17 protein-coding genes are annotated in these 18228 nt (G+C 40.0%); all 17 read right to left on the minus strand.

All coding sequences use genetic code 11. From position 1 onward, the window contains the following. Positions 1-3: 3 nt before the first annotated feature. Positions 4-2196 (minus strand): S8 family serine peptidase, encoded by a 2193-nt coding sequence (locus ACLIBH_RS01330; protein WP_439314874.1) that lies wholly within the window; start codon positions 2194-2196, stop codon positions 4-6. 371 nt (positions 2197-2567) lie between these two features. After that, on the minus strand, positions 2568-3683 hold the full coding sequence (gene wecB, locus ACLIBH_RS01335) for a non-hydrolyzing UDP-N-acetylglucosamine 2-epimerase (RefSeq protein WP_439314875.1): 1116 nt from the start codon (positions 3681-3683) through the stop codon (positions 2568-2570). Positions 3684-3811: 128 nt separating this feature from the next. Further along, on the minus strand, positions 3812-4441 hold the full coding sequence (gene upp / locus ACLIBH_RS01340) for a uracil phosphoribosyltransferase (RefSeq protein WP_439314876.1): 630 nt from the start codon (positions 4439-4441) through the stop codon (positions 3812-3814). Between the two features lie 219 nt (positions 4442-4660). Then, positions 4661-5896: a serine hydroxymethyltransferase gene (gene glyA, locus ACLIBH_RS01345; RefSeq protein WP_439314877.1), complete on the minus strand. Its 1236-nt coding sequence runs from the start codon at positions 5894-5896 to the stop codon at positions 4661-4663. Positions 5897-6299: 403 nt separating this feature from the next. Further along, on the minus strand, positions 6300-7064 hold the full coding sequence (locus tag ACLIBH_RS01350) for an NRDE family protein (RefSeq protein ID WP_439314878.1): 765 nt from the start codon (positions 7062-7064) through the stop codon (positions 6300-6302). A gap of 496 nt (positions 7065-7560) precedes the next feature. Next, positions 7561-8100, minus strand: coding sequence for a TIGR01440 family protein (locus tag ACLIBH_RS01355; RefSeq protein ID WP_439315020.1), 540 nt, complete (start codon positions 8098-8100; stop codon positions 7561-7563). Positions 8101-8557: 457 nt separating this feature from the next. Further along, positions 8558-9004 carry a ribose 5-phosphate isomerase B gene (gene rpiB, locus ACLIBH_RS01360; RefSeq protein ID WP_439314879.1) on the minus strand — a complete coding sequence of 149 codons (447 nt, stop codon included), beginning with the start codon at positions 9002-9004 and terminating at the stop codon, positions 8558-8560. 65 nt (positions 9005-9069) lie between these two features. Then, positions 9070-10359 (minus strand): methyl-accepting chemotaxis protein, encoded by a 1290-nt coding sequence (locus ACLIBH_RS01365; protein WP_439314880.1) that lies wholly within the window; start codon positions 10357-10359, stop codon positions 9070-9072. Positions 10360-10369: 10 nt separating this feature from the next. After that, a complete protein-coding gene (locus ACLIBH_RS01370) occupies positions 10370-10975 on the minus strand; it encodes a low molecular weight protein arginine phosphatase (RefSeq protein WP_439314881.1) in 606 nt (201 codons plus the stop codon). A 294-nt stretch (positions 10976-11269) separates the two neighbouring features. Next, positions 11270-11824, minus strand: coding sequence for a manganese efflux pump MntP (locus ACLIBH_RS01375; protein ID WP_439314882.1), 555 nt, complete (start codon positions 11822-11824; stop codon positions 11270-11272). A 171-nt stretch (positions 11825-11995) separates the two neighbouring features. Then, entirely contained in the window at positions 11996-13012 is a 1017-nt protein-coding gene (locus tag ACLIBH_RS01380; protein WP_439314883.1) for an L-threonylcarbamoyladenylate synthase, read from the minus strand. A gap of 560 nt (positions 13013-13572) precedes the next feature. Beyond that, positions 13573-13974: a hypothetical protein gene (locus tag ACLIBH_RS01385; RefSeq protein WP_439314884.1), complete on the minus strand. Its 402-nt coding sequence runs from the start codon at positions 13972-13974 to the stop codon at positions 13573-13575. Positions 13975-14047: 73 nt separating this feature from the next. Further along, on the minus strand, positions 14048-14734 hold the full coding sequence (gene spoIIR / locus ACLIBH_RS01390) for a stage II sporulation protein R (protein WP_439314885.1): 687 nt from the start codon (positions 14732-14734) through the stop codon (positions 14048-14050). A 206-nt stretch (positions 14735-14940) separates the two neighbouring features. Then, the gene (prmC, locus tag ACLIBH_RS01395) at positions 14941-15798 is read right to left on the minus strand and encodes a peptide chain release factor N(5)-glutamine methyltransferase (protein WP_439314886.1); all 858 of its coding nucleotides are present in this window, start codon (positions 15796-15798) and stop codon (positions 14941-14943) included. 1 nt (position 15799) lies between these two features. Continuing rightward, entirely contained in the window at positions 15800-16870 is a 1071-nt protein-coding gene (prfA, locus tag ACLIBH_RS01400; protein ID WP_439314887.1) for a peptide chain release factor 1, read from the minus strand. Between the two features lie 115 nt (positions 16871-16985). Beyond that, positions 16986-17600 carry a thymidine kinase gene (locus ACLIBH_RS01405; RefSeq protein WP_439314888.1) on the minus strand — a complete coding sequence of 205 codons (615 nt, stop codon included), beginning with the start codon at positions 17598-17600 and terminating at the stop codon, positions 16986-16988. Between the two features lie 293 nt (positions 17601-17893). Then, on the minus strand, positions 17894-18139 hold the full coding sequence (locus ACLIBH_RS01410) for a type B 50S ribosomal protein L31 (RefSeq protein ID WP_439314889.1): 246 nt from the start codon (positions 18137-18139) through the stop codon (positions 17894-17896). Between the last annotated feature and the right edge of the window lie 89 nt (positions 18140-18228).

The raw sequence follows: 18228 nt of genomic DNA on the forward strand, positions 1-18228 counted from the left end.
CGGTTAATCTTCAATACGTATTTCTTGTACATGGCTTGCAAACGTACCACTTTCTAATTGAAAGGTAAGGACAGCTGTGTAACTCCCAGCCTTCACGTGTACCCTATCTATTTCCCCCTCCGTTAAGCCGACGTTAACCTCTTTCAATGTAAGCAATTCTTTTGCATAGAGTAACGATTCTGCTTCATATAGATGAACAGCGACTTCCTTTGCCCGCTCCGTCATATATAGTTGATATGCATATGTATTATCCGTGTATGGTTTTAAGCCGAAATGGAATCCAGCAGCTTTTGGATAATCGGCCGTCCGATTCACAAATAAATAAGGTAGATGATACGTTTTGCTCGTACGAATATTTTCAAGCACGAGCCAATCCTGTACAATTCCATCTGGCAGGAGGGAAGGGATTACTGCTAGCTTAATTGGAATTTCTTTTCGCTCTCCTTCCTCTACTGTAAAACGTTGTGGCAAATTCCACTGTAATCCTTGCTTCTTTTTCGGTATATGAAAACGATACTGCTGCGGTTTATTTGTCACATTTTCTATCGTTACAAATGTTTCGTTCTCTTCTTTGTATTCATTCATTTTGCCAAAGGTAAGGAACGAGTTTGTAAGTATTGTATCTGCTCGTAGTGCTTGTTCGATGTCCATAATCCCGGCACCTTGAACATTTGGATCAAAAAGCTTACCATCCTCTTTAATTGGATGTGCAGTTGTTTTTAAAGCTCCAATTATTTGCTCGTTCGTCCAATCCGGTTTTGCCTCCTTGAGCACAGCGATTGCACCAGCAATATGTGGAGCTGCCATACTTGTGCCATTAAGTGCATCATAGCCGCCAGGTATGCTACTTAATATATTTGTTCCTGGGGCAAGAATATCTGGCTTAATGTGCCAGTTTGTCGTGACGGGTCCGCGTGAGCTAAAAGATGCGGTTCCTGTTTCCCGCTTTTCATAAAGCGTTTCCAAATAAAGTATTTGTCCTTCTAGCTGTTTAGCAATCCACTCTGCATCAGCTTTTCGAATTGCAGCGACAGGAATGTGGAGCGGAGCTTTTTCATTTGCTATACTCCCGGGAAATAGCTCGTCTTCCTCATTATAAACAACGACTGCCACTGCTCTTTGTTCCTCTGCATGCTTTATCGAGTCATAAATAGAGCCGTCGGAATGCTCCATAACGACAATACTATTTGCTACTTTTTTTTCGGTATTAAACTCGACAATAGGATAATCCTTTTCAAACTTCCAAGGGGAAGAGCCGATGAGTGGCGTTAACGGAATTTGTTTTTTATGTAATGTTTCATATAAATATGCAACCTTGCGCGGATGTGTCGCTGCTCCAACAGCAATTGCATTTGCTGCCGTTGCTGTTGCCGGTGAGCCGACCGTCCAATTCGCCGGTCCGTCGTTTCCATTGGCAATTACGACTGCCACGCCAAGTTCTGTTGCACGATTTACTGCTTTGCTTGTCGGATAATCTGGCCCATTTACAGTATTGCCAAGCGAAAGATTTATTATGTCTACGCCATCCTTTACAGCTTGTTCCATTGCTGCGATCACTTGAATTGATGTTCCTGCTCCACCCGGACCTAATGCACGATACGCATAAAGTGCTGCATTTGGTGCTACCCCTTTTAGTTGGCCATTCCCAGCAATTATTCCGGCAACATGTGTCCCATGAGATGTCGGTATTCCTTCTGAAGGCAATGTTTCCATCGGGTCATCGTCCAAGTCGACTAAATCATAGCCACCAGAATAATTGGCCGCTAGATCTGGATGGGTGTAATCAATACCTGTATCTACTACGCCAACCTTAACTCCTTTTCCTGTAAAATCTGTCGTATTCATTTGCTCTGCGAGTACAAAACCATTCCCTTCTTCACCTATTTCCTCCAGATACCGATCGTTTATCATTGATTTATATGTATGTACTGGATGAACTACTTTAACAAAGTCTTGATTAGCTACTTTTGCCAGCTTTTCCGGCGATCCCTGTACTGCAATCCCTGTAAATAGTGTGTCATAGGTTGCTACAACACGTAAAAACGGATACTGCAACTCAATATCTCGTGCATATGTATGTGGGTCTCCTTCTACTTCAACAATAATTGAAACGTCGTTCTTTTCTAGTGCAGCAGCGTGCGATGGAATTATAAGCAAAAGCATTGGAAATAGTAAAAGGATACGTATACGCATCATAGATCAACCTCCTGTTGCCTCTAATAAAAGGAATTATTTGCTAAAAATGGAAGCATAGACGAAGGGACGATAAAATACAAAGTTTATAATAAGCTAGTTTTCATCGTTTTTGGCACGATATTTTCCCCGCGCACTTATCGCTTTTCTTAGTTTCTAGAATATAAAGAGAAATATGCATGTGTTGTAAGCTTCTTCTGTATATTTAGTTTCTCAAAATCAAAAAACTACAAAACATGACTGAACCGAACAACAAACCAAAAAAAGAAGCTAAGCAATTCCAATTAAATTGGAGTGCCTAACTTCTTTATTTTTCTACTTATATGCACGAAAAAAACGAGAGTGGAACGAAAATTAAGTGATGCTGTTTTGTTTTACTTTTTAAAATAAGCACGGATAGCATCTGCAATACGGCTGGAGGCTTGGCCATCGCCATATGGATTCGCAGCTTTCGCCATTTTTTCATATGCAGCTTGATCAGACAATAGTTCGTTTGCCATGTTGAAGATTGTATCCTCTTCCGTTCCAGCAAGCTTCAATGTCCCCGCATCAATACCCTCTGGTCGCTCGGTAGTATCGCGCAAAACGAGTACTGGAACACCTAAGGATGGTGCTTCTTCTTGAATACCGCCGGAATCGGTTAAAATCAAATGCGATCTAGCCGCAAAATTATGAAAATCAACAACACCGAGTGGTTCAATTAGCTGGATGCGGTCATCATTGCCCAATATTTCATCTGCTGTCTGTTTGACGACTGGATTTAAGTGAACGGGATAAATAACACGAATATCGTCATGTGCTTCGACAAGCCGCTTAATTGCTCGGAACATCTGTTGCATATTATTCCCTAAGTTTTCCCTGCGATGGGCGGTCATTAAAACGAGCCGCTTGCCTTCAATCGCAGTAAGCATCGGATGGCTATAGCCCTCATCAACGGTTGTTTTTAATGCGTCAATCGCAGTATTTCCCGTTACAGAAATTCGATCTGCATCTTTATTTTCATTCAGCAAATTTTGTTTTGCCTTTTCTGTCGGTGCAAAGTGTAAATCAGCCATAACTCCCGTTAGCTGTCGGTTCATTTCTTCTGGATAAGGGGAGTATTTATCCCACGTACGTAAGCCTGCTTCAACATGACCAATCGCAATCTGATTGTAATATGCAGCTAATGAAGCAGCAAACGTCGTGCTCGTATCCCCATGTACAAGTACGATGTCTGGCTTCGTTTCTTTCATTACTTCATCCAAGCCTTCAAGTGCTCTTGTCGTAATTTGTGCTAACGATTGTTTGCTTTTCATAATGTTTAAATCGTGGTCCGGAGTTACTTGGAAAATTTCAAGTACTTGGTCAAGCATTTCCCGATGTTGTGCGGTAACAGTGACAATTGATTCAAACTCATCTGCACGTTTATTCAATTCCAATACGAGCGGTGCCATTTTAATTGCTTCAGGTCTTGTACCAAAAATCGACATCACTTTAATTTTTTTATTCATTCCTACGTTTCACTCCAATATATATTGTTAGCTTCCAGCTATCTCCGTTCGCGCTTTTTTTTCTTAAAAAGATGCAGCGTTAACAATTATTCGATCTTAATAAACCGATCGTAAGTGGAAATTCGTATCTACTTCGTACCGTATAACCGATCCCCGGCATCGCCTAGCCCTGGAACGATATACCCTTTTTCATTGAGCTTTTCATCCAGGCCACCTAAGTATATATCGACATCTGGATGATTCTCCTTAATAAGCTCCACACCTTCTGGAGCTGCAATTAAACACATTAGGCTTATGCTCTTTGCCCCGCGTTTTTTCAAGGAATCAATCGCGTCGTTAGCTGAACCGCCTGTTGCTAACATCGGATCGAGAACAATTAGCTTGCGTTCCGCAATGTCAGAAGGAAGCTTAATATAATATTCTACTGGCTTTAATGTTTCGGGATCACGATAAAGGCCGACATGTCCTACACGAGCAGCTGGTAAAAGGTTTAACATTCCATCTACCATCCCTAAGCCTGCACGTAAAATCGGAATTAAGCCGATTTTCTTTCCAGATAGAATGTGAGCTTTTGCTTCTGTAACCGGTGTTTCTACAGTAATTTCTTTAAGTGGAAGCTCTCTCGTAATCTCAAATGCCATGAGCATAGAAACCTCATCGACAAGCTCTCGAAACTCTTTTGTTCCAGTATTTTTATCGCGTATGTACGTTAATTTATGTTGTATTAATGGATGATTCAGTACAAATACGTTACCCACTTACAATTCATCCTCTCTATTTTTGTCCATCGACAAAATTGTACAGAAAAAACATACAGCTTTCAAGCGTCGATATCCCTTTAATTTTGTCAAGCGTTTCAGACGCTATTTACTAAAGTTGTATTGTTATGGACATAAAAACAGCTGACAGTAACCGATACAAACGTATGCTACTGCCAGCTCCTATAAAATTATTCAATAAAATGAAGCAGCTGCTTTTTATACGTAAAGGGGAAATTTGCTCGTTAATTCCAATACACGCTTTGCCGCTTCCTGAAGCTTTTCCTCGTCATCATGATTTTTTAACGTCAACGAAATTATTTTAGCGACTTCTTCCATATCTGTCTCTTTGAAGCCACGCGTAGTAACTGCCGCTGTTCCTACACGCACCCCACTCGTTACAAATGGGCTTTCTGGATCAAATGGAATTGTATTTTTATTCGTTGTGACACCAATCTTGTCCAATACTTCTTCTGCAACCTTACCTGTCAGCTGAAGTGGTGTAACATCAAGAAGGAGAAGATGGTTATCGGTACCACCGGATACAATTCGAATGCCTTCGTCTGTTAGTGCTTCGCTTAATGCTTTTGCGTTTGCAATTATTTGTTTCCCATATGCTTTAAAATCATCCGTTAGAACTTCTTTGAAGGAAACTGCCTTTGCTGCGATTACATGCATTAACGGGCCACCTTGCATGCCTGGAAAGACTGTTTTATCAATTTGTTTTGCAAATTTTTCTTTACATAAAATCATACCACCGCGAGGTCCACGTAACGTTTTATGTGTTGTTGTCGTTACAAAATCTGCATATGGAACTGGGTTTTCGTGCAAGCCTGCTGCGACTAATCCTGCAATATGTGCCATATCCACTAATAAATAAGCACCAACCTCATCAGCGATTTCTCTGAACTTGGCAAAATCTATTGCGCGGGAATAGGCACTTGCACCAGCAACAATTAGCTTCGGTTGTACTTCTTTTGCTTTATTTAAAACATCTTCATAATCAATTACTTCCGTTTCTTTATTCACGCCATAGTCGACAAAGTTATAAAACTTCCCACTGTAGTTTACAGGGCTTCCATGGGTTAAATGACCACCATGACTTAAGTTCATTCCTAATACAGTATCCCCAAGCTCTAAAATGGTGAAATAAACCGCCATATTTGCTTGTGCACCAGAATGTGGCTGGACGTTTACGTGTTCGGCGCCAAAAATTTCTTTGGCACGGTCTCTTGCTAAGTTTTCTGCGACATCGACATGCTCACAGCCACCATAATATCTTTTATCAGGATAGCCTTCTGCATATTTATTCGTTAACACGGAGCCTTGTGCTTCCATTACTGCTTCAGAGACAAAGTTTTCCGAGGCAATGAGTTCAATTTTTTCTTGTTGCCGCTTTTTTTCTGCCTGAATCGCTTCATACAATTCTTGGTCATCACGCTTTAAATGTTCCATTTCCAGATCCTCCTGTATTTTACCGATTTCAAAACGAATACTGTTTTATCATACCAAAAAAAGACCAAATGTTCATGTATCGTAACTAAAATAATTGTGTCACGTATTTGTCGGTACTATATGACGGAGTACGATAACTTCACTTTTGTATAGCGTTACGTTATCGTCACCCTTAATACATTCGAACATTTCTATTAGTGTGATGCTAGTAGTAATGCGTTTTTTCTAAAAAATTGCCATAGTCGTACATGTTGCGTCTATGCCTATTTATTATGATTTCCTCTACCGTTGACTCCCGCTTTAGGTGGACGCTTTCCGCAGACATGGTCTCAACTGTTATCGTTCCACTATCGTGTCACGATAACGATTTTCGGACGCATGCTTTTCCTGCTAGATTCGCAGTTCAGCGTGCATAAAATGTATATTTTCTTTCATCTGTTAACGTTCCATGCGTAAATGTTTTTTCTATGAAACATACGTGATCGTTTTTGTCGACTAAAAGAATGGTCATCGCACGTGTTCCATAATTCGACATACGGATAAATTGAGGCGATAGCTTACGCTCCAATGATTGACCAACCCCTGTACAAGGCAAATCATCATCCCTTGCTTCCGTCGTATCCGAGATTGTTTCAAATAGTTCCTTTGGCTGGCTAATTACTCGTTTAGGAGTCGTGTACGCCTTCAGCTTTTCTTTTCCTTTTACAACTTTTGGCCAAGGAGTGTTTAAAAGATGGTTACTTAAGCCATGTGTACCTGGGCGTATGAATGACATTTTGTTTTCTATGTTAGAATAATAATACAAGGAGTCGGCAGTACCTACGAGTAAATTAAATCCACTATATTGAGCGCGGTTGTATCTTAGTTTTTCTATATAATCGACCGGTGTATAATCGGTTTTTAAATAATTAGCGACAATTTCGCCTCGTGAACGCGGACTATCCATTTGCATCGCATCACGATAATTTGTTATAGCTGCAAAACGGCCCGCTTTAGTAATGCCAAGCCATGTACCCATTCGTTGCAAATCACGGCCTGCTAATAGATTGGGGAAATCCGTCCAAAAGTGCGCTTTTGCAGTTGGACGGTCGTAAAATTCATCACGATTTGCAACTAATATTAATTTATAATTCGAATGTGCATGAAGCTGAAAGTGGATTAAACACATAGTCACCCTCCCTCGTATAATAGGTTTAGTCTTAACCATTTTTCTATTAATTTTTTTTCAATCTACCTAATAACACTTTGAGCGTAACGCCGTTACCTTCCACTGCTGGCGGACGATTCCGCAGACATGCTTGAGCCTCCACGGAGGAAGTTCACTTCACGCACACGGAGACTCACCATTTGCCCGCGGAAAGCGTGTGTATTCCATGAGCGGAATGTTAGAAAATTTCTCCTGGTACACTATTTTCCGGATACTCATAATTTCATTGTAAAAAGGCGAAACGCCCTATTAATCCAATTGGTTAAAAGGGTCGTTTCATCTACATTTTTATTGGGCCATGTATTTGTCGGTGAAATTAAACGTTTGAAAACTTCCTAAATTAGGTAAGGCGTTATGAGAAAACGGATCTAATCGATGAGCAAAATAAGTAAACCATATTTTAGAAATAAACGACAATAAATAGTTCATGCTTGCTCACAAACGTTTTACCTATCTTTCAGTATCGTTCATTGGGTGGTTCGGAGCGATAGCACGCACGGACACCACCAATTAATTTAGGACGTGTTCGTGCCGCTGTAATTCGTGCTTCTCCGACCATTTTTTGTTGAAAGCGAAGCGGTACGGCTACAGACTTCAAATGCATGCCGATCATCGTATCTCCGATGTCGATCCCTGCATGTGCTTGGAGCGACTCGACAACAACGGGGTCCGTCAATTGTTTAAAAGCATACGTCGCCATTGACCCTCCAGCTTGAACAGCTGGTATAACAGAAACTTCTTCAAGCTGGAGTTTTTGGGCGGCTTCACGCTCCAGCACGAGTGCTCGATTTAAATGCTCACAGCATTGAAATACGAGATGCATTCCTGTTTTTTGCTGCAGCTTTTCTAGCTCTGTATAAATAACGGCCGCTATTTCTTCACTGCCAGACGTACCGATCTTCTCCCCAGCAGCTTCACTTGTTGAACAACCAATTACAAATAAGTGACCACGCTGTAAATGGCCACTTTTGTTCCATTCAGAAACGATCGCTCGCATGTCATTTGTTATCTGATTAAGAAGCTGTTTCACAAACGTTCACCCTCGTATATTATGTTTAGGCGTTATTATTCCGCCTATTGTTTCGAATTGTTTCTATAGCAATAATCGGGTAGGTTATACCCGCTACTTTGCACTACAGGCGAACGCTTTCCGCGGGCATGGCTTGAGCCTCCTCGGAAGAAAACCAGTTCCTCTGGGGTCTCAAGACGCATGCTTTTCCCGCTGGAGTCGCCACCTTTCGTTCCTAGTAACTAATAAGTGCACGCATTGGTATAAGTGATTAAATCCCTCCACTATCCTTTGAAGCACTTGACAGTAATTTCCGTTTTTGCCAGTTTAGCTTAGCGTTGCTTTTTTAAGCAAATTGTACCTTAATAATCAAATGTTTTTTTAGTTTTCTCTCAACGTATTACCGTAGTTCTTTCATCACTAAGTACAATTGTCCGATTTCAATCTATTCGGAATCGCTTTCATAAGTCGCTATTTTGCCAATTCGATTTGCATGTCGACCTGCCTCAAATTCCGTTTCAAGCCACACGTTGACGATTTCACGAGCTAATCCTGGACCTACAACACGTTCCCCTAAAGCTAAAACATTTGAGTCGTTATGTTGTCTTGTTAATTTAGCACTATATACGTCATGCGTTAATGCGCAGCGAATACCTTTTACCTTATTTGCTGCAATGGACATGCCAATTCCCGTACCACAAATAAAAATTCCACGATCAAATTCTCCTGAGGCTACTCGTTTCGCCGCAGGCAAAGCGTAATCTGGATAATCAACAGAGCTTGAGCAGTCACAGCCAGTATCCTCATATTCAATACCTTTTTCTTCGAGCAGGCTAATCACTTCGTTACGTATAGTCATACCTGCATGATCTGCAGTTAGGATTACTTTCATTGTTGTCTGCATCCTTTCCATCGCTTAATTAAAATTACATGTATTTAAATTTTAATCCATTTTGCTTACATTTTAAACTGATTGATTTGCTTCTTTAAATTTTGTGCTTGCTCCTCGAGCTGCTTAGCTAATGCATCTACTTCCTCGATTGTACTTGACTGCTCTTGTACCGCAGCATTAACTTCTTCAGAAGCGGCAGATGTTTCCTCTGCAATTGCAGCTACTTCCTGTGATTGCTTTACTGTCGCTTGAATGGATTGCAGCTGTTTCGTAACAAGAGTTGTAATCGTATCGACTTCAGCTGCAACGTCGTTTACGGAGCCTGACATTTGTTCAATCGCATTATTCGTGTTGGCACCACTTTCCGCTTCTTTGTTCGCATGATCGACATTGTCATTGATTTGCTTAACAACTAAGCTTACCCCATTTTGAATAGAAACAATCAAATCAGAAATGCGCTGTACAGCTTGAGCACTCTGGTCTGCAAGCTTTCGAATTTCCTCTGCCACAACAGCAAACCCGCGTCCATGCTCCCCTGCTCTTGCAGCCTCAATTGAAGCATTAAGTGCGAGCAAGTTTGTTTGCTCGGCAATTTCACCTACCATCGTAATAATAGATTCAACTTGCTGTGCATTTTGTTTTAAATGCTCTACATCTTTTAAGGAAGCTTCCTGCTCAGTAGCTAATGTCTGGATTCCCTCTACTAAACTGTTTACCACATCTTTACTTTTATTTAACGTTTTCAGCATTTCATTTGATTTTTGTTTTGATTGATCTGCTTTCATTTGAACTTCTTCAGCCAGATTTGTTGCTTCTTCAACTGCTTCTGCTGTTTCTTGTATTGCTTCAGCGGAACTGACTGCGCCTTTTGAAATATCATCCGATGAAGAGCTGATCATTTCCGAATGCTGTGCCGCTTCATTTGCTACTTTTTTCATTTGAATTACATTTTTATTCGTATGTTCAAAGTTTGTCTCAATATTATGTACGATATTTGTAATGTTTTTCAGCATTGAATCAAAAGCAATACTAAGGGAGCGAATCTCATCGTCAGATTTCGGAATATTAATCGTTTGTCTTAAATCGCCTTCAGCTGCGTTCGTTGCTGCTACTTCTAACTCCTGCAGAGGCTTCGTAATAATTCGAGCTGCAATAAATGCAAGTATGCCAGACCAAATAATCCCTAGTACTAACACAACTATAATATAAAGCTGCTCCGGAATTGCAAGCAAGGACTGGATGTAGTCATAAATAAGATAAATAAATGCTGCACTGCATGAATACGTAATAATGGCTAATACAGTTGTAAACAATACTAATTTTCTGCGTAAATTAAAGCGGTATTTTTTCCTCATTTCCGTTCCCCTATCTATGGTTAATTTTTTTCTCTAGTAAAGCGATATATTTGTCCAATTCTACCATTGTTTGCTCATATACTCGCAGATCGCCACCAAATGGGTCGGAAATATCATAATTAATTAATTCATTTTCCAACCGTCGAATATTTTGCATATCTTTTTTCAAATGCTGTCTAACTGCAGTATCCAACTGATCTGGACTAAGCTTTTTATTTTTTTGGATAAATAGAGCTCGCTTTTCTTCCAACATTGCATAGGACTTTTTCAGTACATCCCATACTTTTTTATCGGCTTCGGAAACGTATTCTTTTAGGGTAAAGTACTTATTTTGAAAATTCGGAAATTGTATAATTAATACTTGCTTATGTTGGGTTGTCATTACGAGTACGATATCCGCCCACTCTAATAAGCTTTCTGTAATTGGTTGGGAACGGTGTTCATGGTAAATACCCCGCTTTTTTAATGCTTGAATTGCTTGTGGATTAGCAGGTTCCTTCTCCCCAGCATAAATTCCAGCTGATTGAACGGACGCTTCTGGAATTTTGTCTTTTAGTAATGCCTCAGCCATAGGACTGCGGCACGTATTTCCTGTACAAACAAACAAGATGTTCATATTAAATCCTCCGTGTTCTCATCGTCTCTTAAATATACCATAAGGCGAGTAATCTTGTCAGAAAACAAAAATGGGCAGCCGGAAGACTAGCTGTTGATTTAAACGCAGCTCTGTTTACGTTTATCGAATTACCGTTGAGAAATTAATGTGGAAGCGAGGACATATACATACTGCACAAAAATAGGAATTGTACCGTGGCATATGGAAGCAGAAACCGAGGAATGATCATACTTCCGATTTTTAAATGCGTATACTTGCAATAGAGTCAAAATAAGGGATAGCGATAGAAGCGTACTAGCTAAACAATATGTACATACCAAACGCGCAAAGAATACTTCCACCTAAGATTTCGCTATATGCACCAAGATAGCCTCGGACTTTCCTCCCAAGTAGCATTCCTGCCCATGTTAAGATCGTGCTTATAGAGCCAAATAGGATAATTGCCATTATCGTCTTTGCATTCGACATCCCAAGGCTTAATCCAACCGAAAAGCTATCAATACTTACAGAGCAGGCTAACAGTAGTAAATGGATTCCAGATGAATTTATACTACGCTTTGGTTCTTGATTAAACGCAGAAAATATCATATGTGCTCCGATGCCAACTAGTAATAGACCGCCTCCAAGCACGGTGTATTGTCCGATCTTTTCTGCTATTACTTTCCCAGCTAAAATACCAATTAGAGGGAAAAGAATATGAAATGACCCAATAAGCAGCCCAATCAGTGCAATTCTTTTTAAGCGTGGACGTTTCATTCCTAATCCTAAGCTTACGGAAAATGCATCTAAGCCTAATGCTACCGCCATAAAAACCAACGTAGTAAATTCGCCTAATTGAACGAATGCCATGAAAACCCCTCCTTGGACATGCTTATTAACTATATGCATGCAAAGGAAGGGTTATGAAAAATTGCTGTAGAATGATATACAAGCGTGAAATGTGCGGTCTTATTTTTAATTTTTTCAATTAATATGAGCGTAAATTCAATACGTATCGTTCGATAAACGCACATTACGTGATTATAGTATACGTGTTGCTGCCTTTTTCAGCCGATTCATAATAGCTTGTCCAATCCCTGTTTCGGGGAATGTTTCACAAATAATTAAGTCAATGCTTTCTTTTTTGTAAGCTCGTAGTGCATCGTATAATGTCGCTGCAATTTTTTGGGGATTGTCACCTAAAGGTTTTAGCTGATCAGCCTCTAATTGAGCGATCGTTTTTGTGCTTGCTAACACACCAATTCGTTTTCCGTTATCCTGTTCTTGCCGAATCACCTTCTGCATGTGTGATGCTGATCCGGTAACTAACCATAAAGGAATTTCTGGTGCATAATGTTTGTACTTCATTCCAGGAGACTTTGGCTTCTTATTTTCATTATTTAGTGCCGGGTCAGTCTTAACAGGTCCTACTACTTTCTCCAATTGCTCCTTTGTAACGCCTCCTGGTCGTAAAATCACTGGTGAATCGCCTGTGCAGTCAATTACTGTTGATTCCACTCCTACGCCAGTCGCCCCGCCATCTAGTACGCCAGCAATTTTTCCGTACAGGTCGTTCCATACGTGTGCGCCGGTAGTTGGACTTGGCTTTCCAGATAAATTTGCACTTGGAGCTGCTATTGGAAGCTGTACCGCTTGCAACAGTTGTAAGGCAATTGGATGATTCGGAATCCGAATTGCTATCGTATCCAATCCAGCGGTTACGTTTGTTGCACATTTTCCGTTACTAGGTAATATATACGTTAATGGACCGGGGGAAAACGCTCGCAATAACGGCAGTACATAGGAAGGTATGTGCACGGCAAATTCGTCCAGCTGTTTTATTTCTGCTATGTGTACAATTAATGGGTTATCCTGTGGTCGCCCCTTTGCTGTAAAAATTTTAGCAACGGCATTGTAGCTTGTTGCATCAGCTCCTAATCCGTATACCGTTTCCGTTGGAAATGCAACAGGCAAACCTTCTTTAAGCAAGACGGCTGCTTCTATTATCGCTGCTTTACTACTGCTTTCATTTGTCACGTTCCATCGTTTCGTTTGCATCCTGTTTCTGCCCTCTTTTCTGTCATTTACATTTTAGTTGATCTGCGTATTTTTAGCAAAAACAAGCTACAAATTGATTGAGTCACGTATTTGTGGGTGTTATTTTAAGAAGTTAAAAAACCTCTCTTTGTATTCGTTAATTTTAGTATTGATTCCTACCGACCGCAGAGGAGGCTGAAGCCGTGCCCGCGGAAAGCATCCACCTGCAGTGAAAATCAACGGTGTTATTCATGTGTATATCGTTCGAAGTAAAATTGATCACATATTATCTAGTTAGATTCGCGCATCTGTTCCCCCACAAACATGTTACTCATACTATGCAAAACAAAATGAACGATTATTAAGTTCACCTCGTCCTTTAATGCATATACGCTTTTTTAATATGCTGCAGCTGTCGCCGAATTCATTAAAGCTTTTTAATAAGGTGTTATAGGAAACAAGAAACATATAAAAAAAGCCTGTTACGTCATTTGAGACAACAGGCTTTTCGTATGGTTATCATTTTGGACGATCTCGTTGTAAGCATCATGTAGTAGTCTATCTAAATAATCTCTACCCTGTTACGAAACGTTATACGACCACCAGTTTCCTTGGGTCTTTGGGTATTCTCCCGCAAACACATTCCCTTTTTGCGGATGGAATTGCAACGCTTCAAGTAATATATCAATAACAGGCTGATGACTATGAACATAGATTACTTTCGCTTGCTTCTTTTTTACTAATGTTAAAATGCCTTCAAGCAAATACGGGAGTCTAGCTGCATGGTTTTTTGTGATGTACAACTGCTTTAACCAGTATACCCCTTCTTCCATCTGCTCAATGCTAAAACACCCTTCAATTTTCCCATCGATTTCAACAACGTAGCCGCAATAAAGTAATGTTTCCTTTTTAATTTCTATGTTTCGTTCTAAAAAATGAGCAAGTGTGTGCTCCGATGCACGGGTAGCTGGCATAATATTCATCGTATCACCTCGAATTATTTTAATTACAGCTCAATCCGATATTCTTTACTAGTCTATGCAGTTTTATTGAAATCTATGTCCATCCGAGCCACTCAAACAGAAAAAATTGTACGTCTATATCTTCTTCTGTATCGTCCGTCTCCGTGCTATGTTCTAATGGTTCCTTTTCTTCGCTATTTCTCTCGATTCCCTCGTCCTCATCTCTTTCTTGGTCTTTAGCCGATGCTTCGTCGTCTGTATTTTCATCTTCGGCAACCGTTGTACCATTTGAAAAGTCTAAAAAACAAAGTGGAGGAAACAAAACGCACCACCAATTAGATCCTTTTCCTTCGCCTAACGTAATAAGGACGGCTTCATATTCTCCAGGTGGATAAATATATGAACCATACAGCTTCATAGGAAAAGATACGTTTTTTCCGTATTCAACAGTTACAGACAGCTGTTGATTTTCTGTTCGTACTACCGAGTGGACAATTTTCTCAATTTCTCGTAATCGCGACTGAATTAAATGGCGCGCATCATTTATAGTAGACATCTCTTCAACCCAGCTTGTAATCTCTGCATTCACCTCGTCGCGAATGGTTTGTTTTAATCGTTGGTCCTTGTCTTCATCGCTATTGGCTAAAATACGCAAACGAATTGCATCGTCTGGGATCACTTGATAATCGTACGTGGAGTGTACGGTGTTTGTCGGGAAAAACTTATATGGTAGCATTGTAAAAATTAGGATGAAAATAATTAAGACAATTACCTTTTTCATTGATGGATAGCTCCTTCCATTTACTTATGAAAAGTATGGACAGCGTTTCCCTTTTTTAAACTAGCAATCTATTATTTTTATACGTATAAAATTGACACAACCTAAAAAATGGCTTCAATCATCGTAAAGGATGATCGAAACCATTTTTATTAATTAAGCGTCATACCGTTGCATGTTCATAAATAGTCATACGATATAAACGAGCATTAATGACCGAGCACAATGCGTTCCTTCGTATTAATATCTTTTACGATGGAAGTAGTTAAACGAGGATAAGCGTTGCTCAACAATGTGCAAACCGCACTTCCTTGCTCATGTCCAATTTCAAAAGCAATTAGGTGGAGTCTTTTCTTAATTCGTTGTGATTGTGTAATAATATCTTTATAAGACGCAAGCCCTTCCTCATCAGAAAACAGGGCCAGTTCAGGGTCAAAGTTTTTCACCGTATCTGCCAGCGCTCTTTTTTCCTCCCAGTCTATATAAGGCGGGTTTGAAACAATTATATGTGGTTGAATCCCACCTTCTACAAGTGGCTGTAGAAAATCGCCTTCCATAAAATGAACAGGTGCATTTAGGCTTTTTGCATTTCGTTTAGCTACTTGTAATGCATTTGGAGAAATATCGGTAGCATACACCTTCGCATAAGGAAGCTCTAATGCTAAAGTTATAGCAATTATACCACTCCCCGTTCCGACATCAACAATTGTCAATTGCTCATCTACATGCATCGACTTCACTTGTAGAAGCACGGCATGCACAAGCTCCTCCGTTTCTGGACGAGGTATGAGCACATGTTCATTTACAATAAACTCTCGCCCATAAAAAACATCTAAACCTGTTATATGCTGAACCGGTACCCCTGTTCGTGCATGCTCCCTAATGGCATGCTCAAATTTTTCTTTTATGTGCGTCGGCACACGTTCATGCATCATCGTAAAAAATGTTGATCGTGATACATTTAAAAAGTGCTGCAATAAAAGCTCGGCAACCCGTTGTTCCCGGTTGTGTTTTTCTAAAAAAAGAGAAGCCCATTTGAGGACTTCATATTGCTTGCTTTCCTTCATTTTACTCTCCAATTTGCTCTAGCTTTTTCGTTTGCTCTTCCATTAACAAAGCATCGATAAACTCGTCGAGCTTTCCTTCCAAAATTTGATCCAGCTTTTGAATCGTAAGAGAGATTCGATGGTCTGTAACCCGATTTTGCGGAAAATTATACGTACGAATTCGTTCGGAACGATCTCCTGTCCCTACCGCTGACTTTCGATTTTCATCATACTCCGCTTGTGCTTCCTGTTGAAATTTATCGTAAATCCGAGCACGCAATACTTTCATTGCCTTTTCTTTGTTCTTTATCTGTGACTTTTCATCTTGACAGGAAACAACAATACCTGTTGGCACATGCGTCAATCTGACGGCAGACATCGTCGTGTTAACACTTTGACCGCCTGGACCGCTTGATGCGAAGGTATCTACACGTATATCGTTATCGTTTAATTCAATTTCTACTTCTTCTGCTTCTGGCAAAACTGCTACCGTTGCAGTCGAAGTATGCACTCTACCACTGGATTCTGTTTCTGGTACACGCTGCACACGATGTGCGCCATTTTCATATTTCAGTTTGGAGTACGCACCATTCCCGTTAATCATAAAAATTATTTCTTTATACCCACCGACTCCAGTCGTATGTGACTCAATAACTTCTGTTTTCCAACGGTTGTTTTCGGCAAAACGGGAGTACATACGGTATAAATCTCCTGCAAACAGTGCTGCTTCATCACCGCCTGCCGCTCCTCTAATTTCCATAATAACGTTCTTATCATCATTTGGATCCTTCGGCAATAGAAGTATTTTCATTTGCTCTGCTAACTCTTCTTTACGAGAAGAAAGCTCATTAATTTCTAGTTTTACCATTTCAGTCATTTCTGTATCTAAATCATCATCCAGCATTGCTTTTGCGTCTGTTAGCTCCGTTGACACGGTTTTATATTCCCGATATGCGGTAACGACAGCTTGCAATCCGGACTGTTCCTTTGAGTATTCTCTTAGCTTATTCGTGTCACTAATTACGTCTGGATCACTCAGCAGCTCGTTTAGCTTATTGTAACGATCTTCCAACGTTTGTAATCGATCCAACATGCAAGACTTCACCTCTTTTTAATTAACAATACAATTATAGTATACACGTTTATACGCGGTCAAAAATCACCTTAACTTAATCTAAAATAATACCTGTATATGTTTTAAATAGCATTTAAACCTTCGCTGGTGCATTCGCTTCTGGCCTTCTCTTTTTATTCGGCACTTCATGATGATGTCGACAGCGAGGCTCATAGGATTCGGAAGCACCAACCAATATAACGGGTTCATCATACGATGCTGGCTTCCCGTTAATAAGTCGTTGCGTACGGTTTGCAGCAGATCCACACACTGGGCAGATCGCAGTCAGCTTTGTAATTGATTCACTCGACACTATTATTTCTGGCATTGGGCCGAATGGCTCTCCACGAAAGTCCGTATCTAGACCAGCGACAATTACACGCTTGCCATTCTGAGCAAGCTCATTAACGATATGGACAATTTCTTCATCAAAAAACTGCGCCTCATCTATTCCAACAACATCCACTGTTTCATCTACATGATTCCATATTTCTGCGGCCTTTGTAACAGAAAGGGCGAACAAAGCTGTCCCATTGTGTGATACAACTTCTGTGTCAGCATATCGATCGTCAATTGCTGGCTTAAATACACGTACAATTAAATTACCATACGTTGCCCGACGAATTCTCCGAATAAGCTCCTCTGACTTTCCTGAAAACATACTGCCGCAAATGACTTCTACTGAACCGCGAATTTGTTGTTCAAACATATGTACACTTCCTTTATTACCGTTAATCGTATTTTATTCTTTTTCTATTCTACCATTAATCTAGACGTTTTTCTGTTTATATTTATATTTAAAACAAGATTAATAAACGTAATTGCAGGTGTATATTTCAGAAGCTAACATACGCTCACTGTGATTACTCATGCTTAGTTTGTCTTGCGGGTTTTATCTTACTCAACGATTTGTATATTTGTTTCTAAAAACCAAAAAACAGGCAAACAAGTTGCCTGTCCTTACTAGCCAATTGGCTATGATCATTCTAATTATAGAAAAAATTAATTCATATTATATTTTTTCTTAAAGCGGTCTACACGTCCGCCAACTCGATCTGCTTTCTGCTTACCAGTATAGAATGGATGTGTATCCGAACTGATCTCAATACGAATGACTGGGTACGTGTTTCCATCTTCCCATTCCATTGTTTCATCTGAGCTTCTTGTTGAACCACTTAGAAACTTGTAATTTGAGCTCGTATCAAGAAAAATAACTTTTCTATATTCTGGATGAATTCCTGTTTTCATGTCTTTCCACTCCTTTTTGCCCTGAGTCCCTTGGAAACAGAGTTATAAGTCATAGATGTATCACCTATCAAAACTCATATAAAAAGATT

It is taken from the genome of Virgibacillus sp. W0430 (assembly GCF_051846935.1).
Classification (GTDB): Bacteria; Bacillota; Bacilli; order Bacillales; family Amphibacillaceae; genus JBPYCR01.

Coding starts and splice junctions, on each gene's coding strand:
- ACLIBH_RS01330 (WP_439314874.1), bottom strand. CDS start 2,196: ATGATGCGTATACGTATCCTTTTACTATTTCCAATGCTTTTGCTTATA.
- wecB (WP_439314875.1), bottom strand. CDS start 3,683: ATGAATAAAAAAATTAAAGTGATGTCGATTTTTGGTACAAGACCTGAA.
- glyA (WP_439314877.1), bottom strand. CDS start 5,896: ATGGAACATTTAAAGCGTGATGACCAAGAATTGTATGAAGCGATTCAG.
- ACLIBH_RS01350 (WP_439314878.1), bottom strand. CDS start 7,064: ATGTGTTTAATCCACTTTCAGCTTCATGCACATTCGAATTATAAATTA.
- ACLIBH_RS01355 (WP_439315020.1), bottom strand. CDS start 8,100: ATGCGAGCGATCGTTTCTGAATGGAACAAAAGTGGCCATTTACAGCGT.
- rpiB (WP_439314879.1), bottom strand. CDS start 9,004: ATGAAAGTAATCCTAACTGCAGATCATGCAGGTATGACTATACGTAAC.
- ACLIBH_RS01365 (WP_439314880.1), bottom strand. CDS start 10,359: ATGAGGAAAAAATACCGCTTTAATTTACGCAGAAAATTAGTATTGTTT.
- ACLIBH_RS01370 (WP_439314881.1), bottom strand. CDS start 10,975: ATGAACATCTTGTTTGTTTGTACAGGAAATACGTGCCGCAGTCCTATG.
- ACLIBH_RS01375 (WP_439314882.1), bottom strand. CDS start 11,824: ATGGCATTCGTTCAATTAGGCGAATTTACTACGTTGGTTTTTATGGCG.
- ACLIBH_RS01380 (WP_439314883.1), bottom strand. CDS start 13,012: ATGCAAACGAAACGATGGAACGTGACAAATGAAAGCAGTAGTAAAGCA.
- ACLIBH_RS01385 (WP_439314884.1), bottom strand. CDS start 13,974: ATGAATATTATGCCAGCTACCCGTGCATCGGAGCACACACTTGCTCAT.
- spoIIR (WP_439314885.1), bottom strand. CDS start 14,734: ATGAAAAAGGTAATTGTCTTAATTATTTTCATCCTAATTTTTACAATG.
- prmC (WP_439314886.1), bottom strand. CDS start 15,798: ATGAAGGAAAGCAAGCAATATGAAGTCCTCAAATGGGCTTCTCTTTTT.
- prfA (WP_439314887.1), bottom strand. CDS start 16,870: ATGTTGGATCGATTACAAACGTTGGAAGATCGTTACAATAAGCTAAAC.
- ACLIBH_RS01405 (WP_439314888.1), bottom strand. CDS start 17,600: ATGTTTGAACAACAAATTCGCGGTTCAGTAGAAGTCATTTGCGGCAGT.
- ACLIBH_RS01410 (WP_439314889.1), bottom strand. CDS start 18,139: ATGAAAACAGGAATTCATCCAGAATATAGAAAAGTTATTTTTCTTGAT.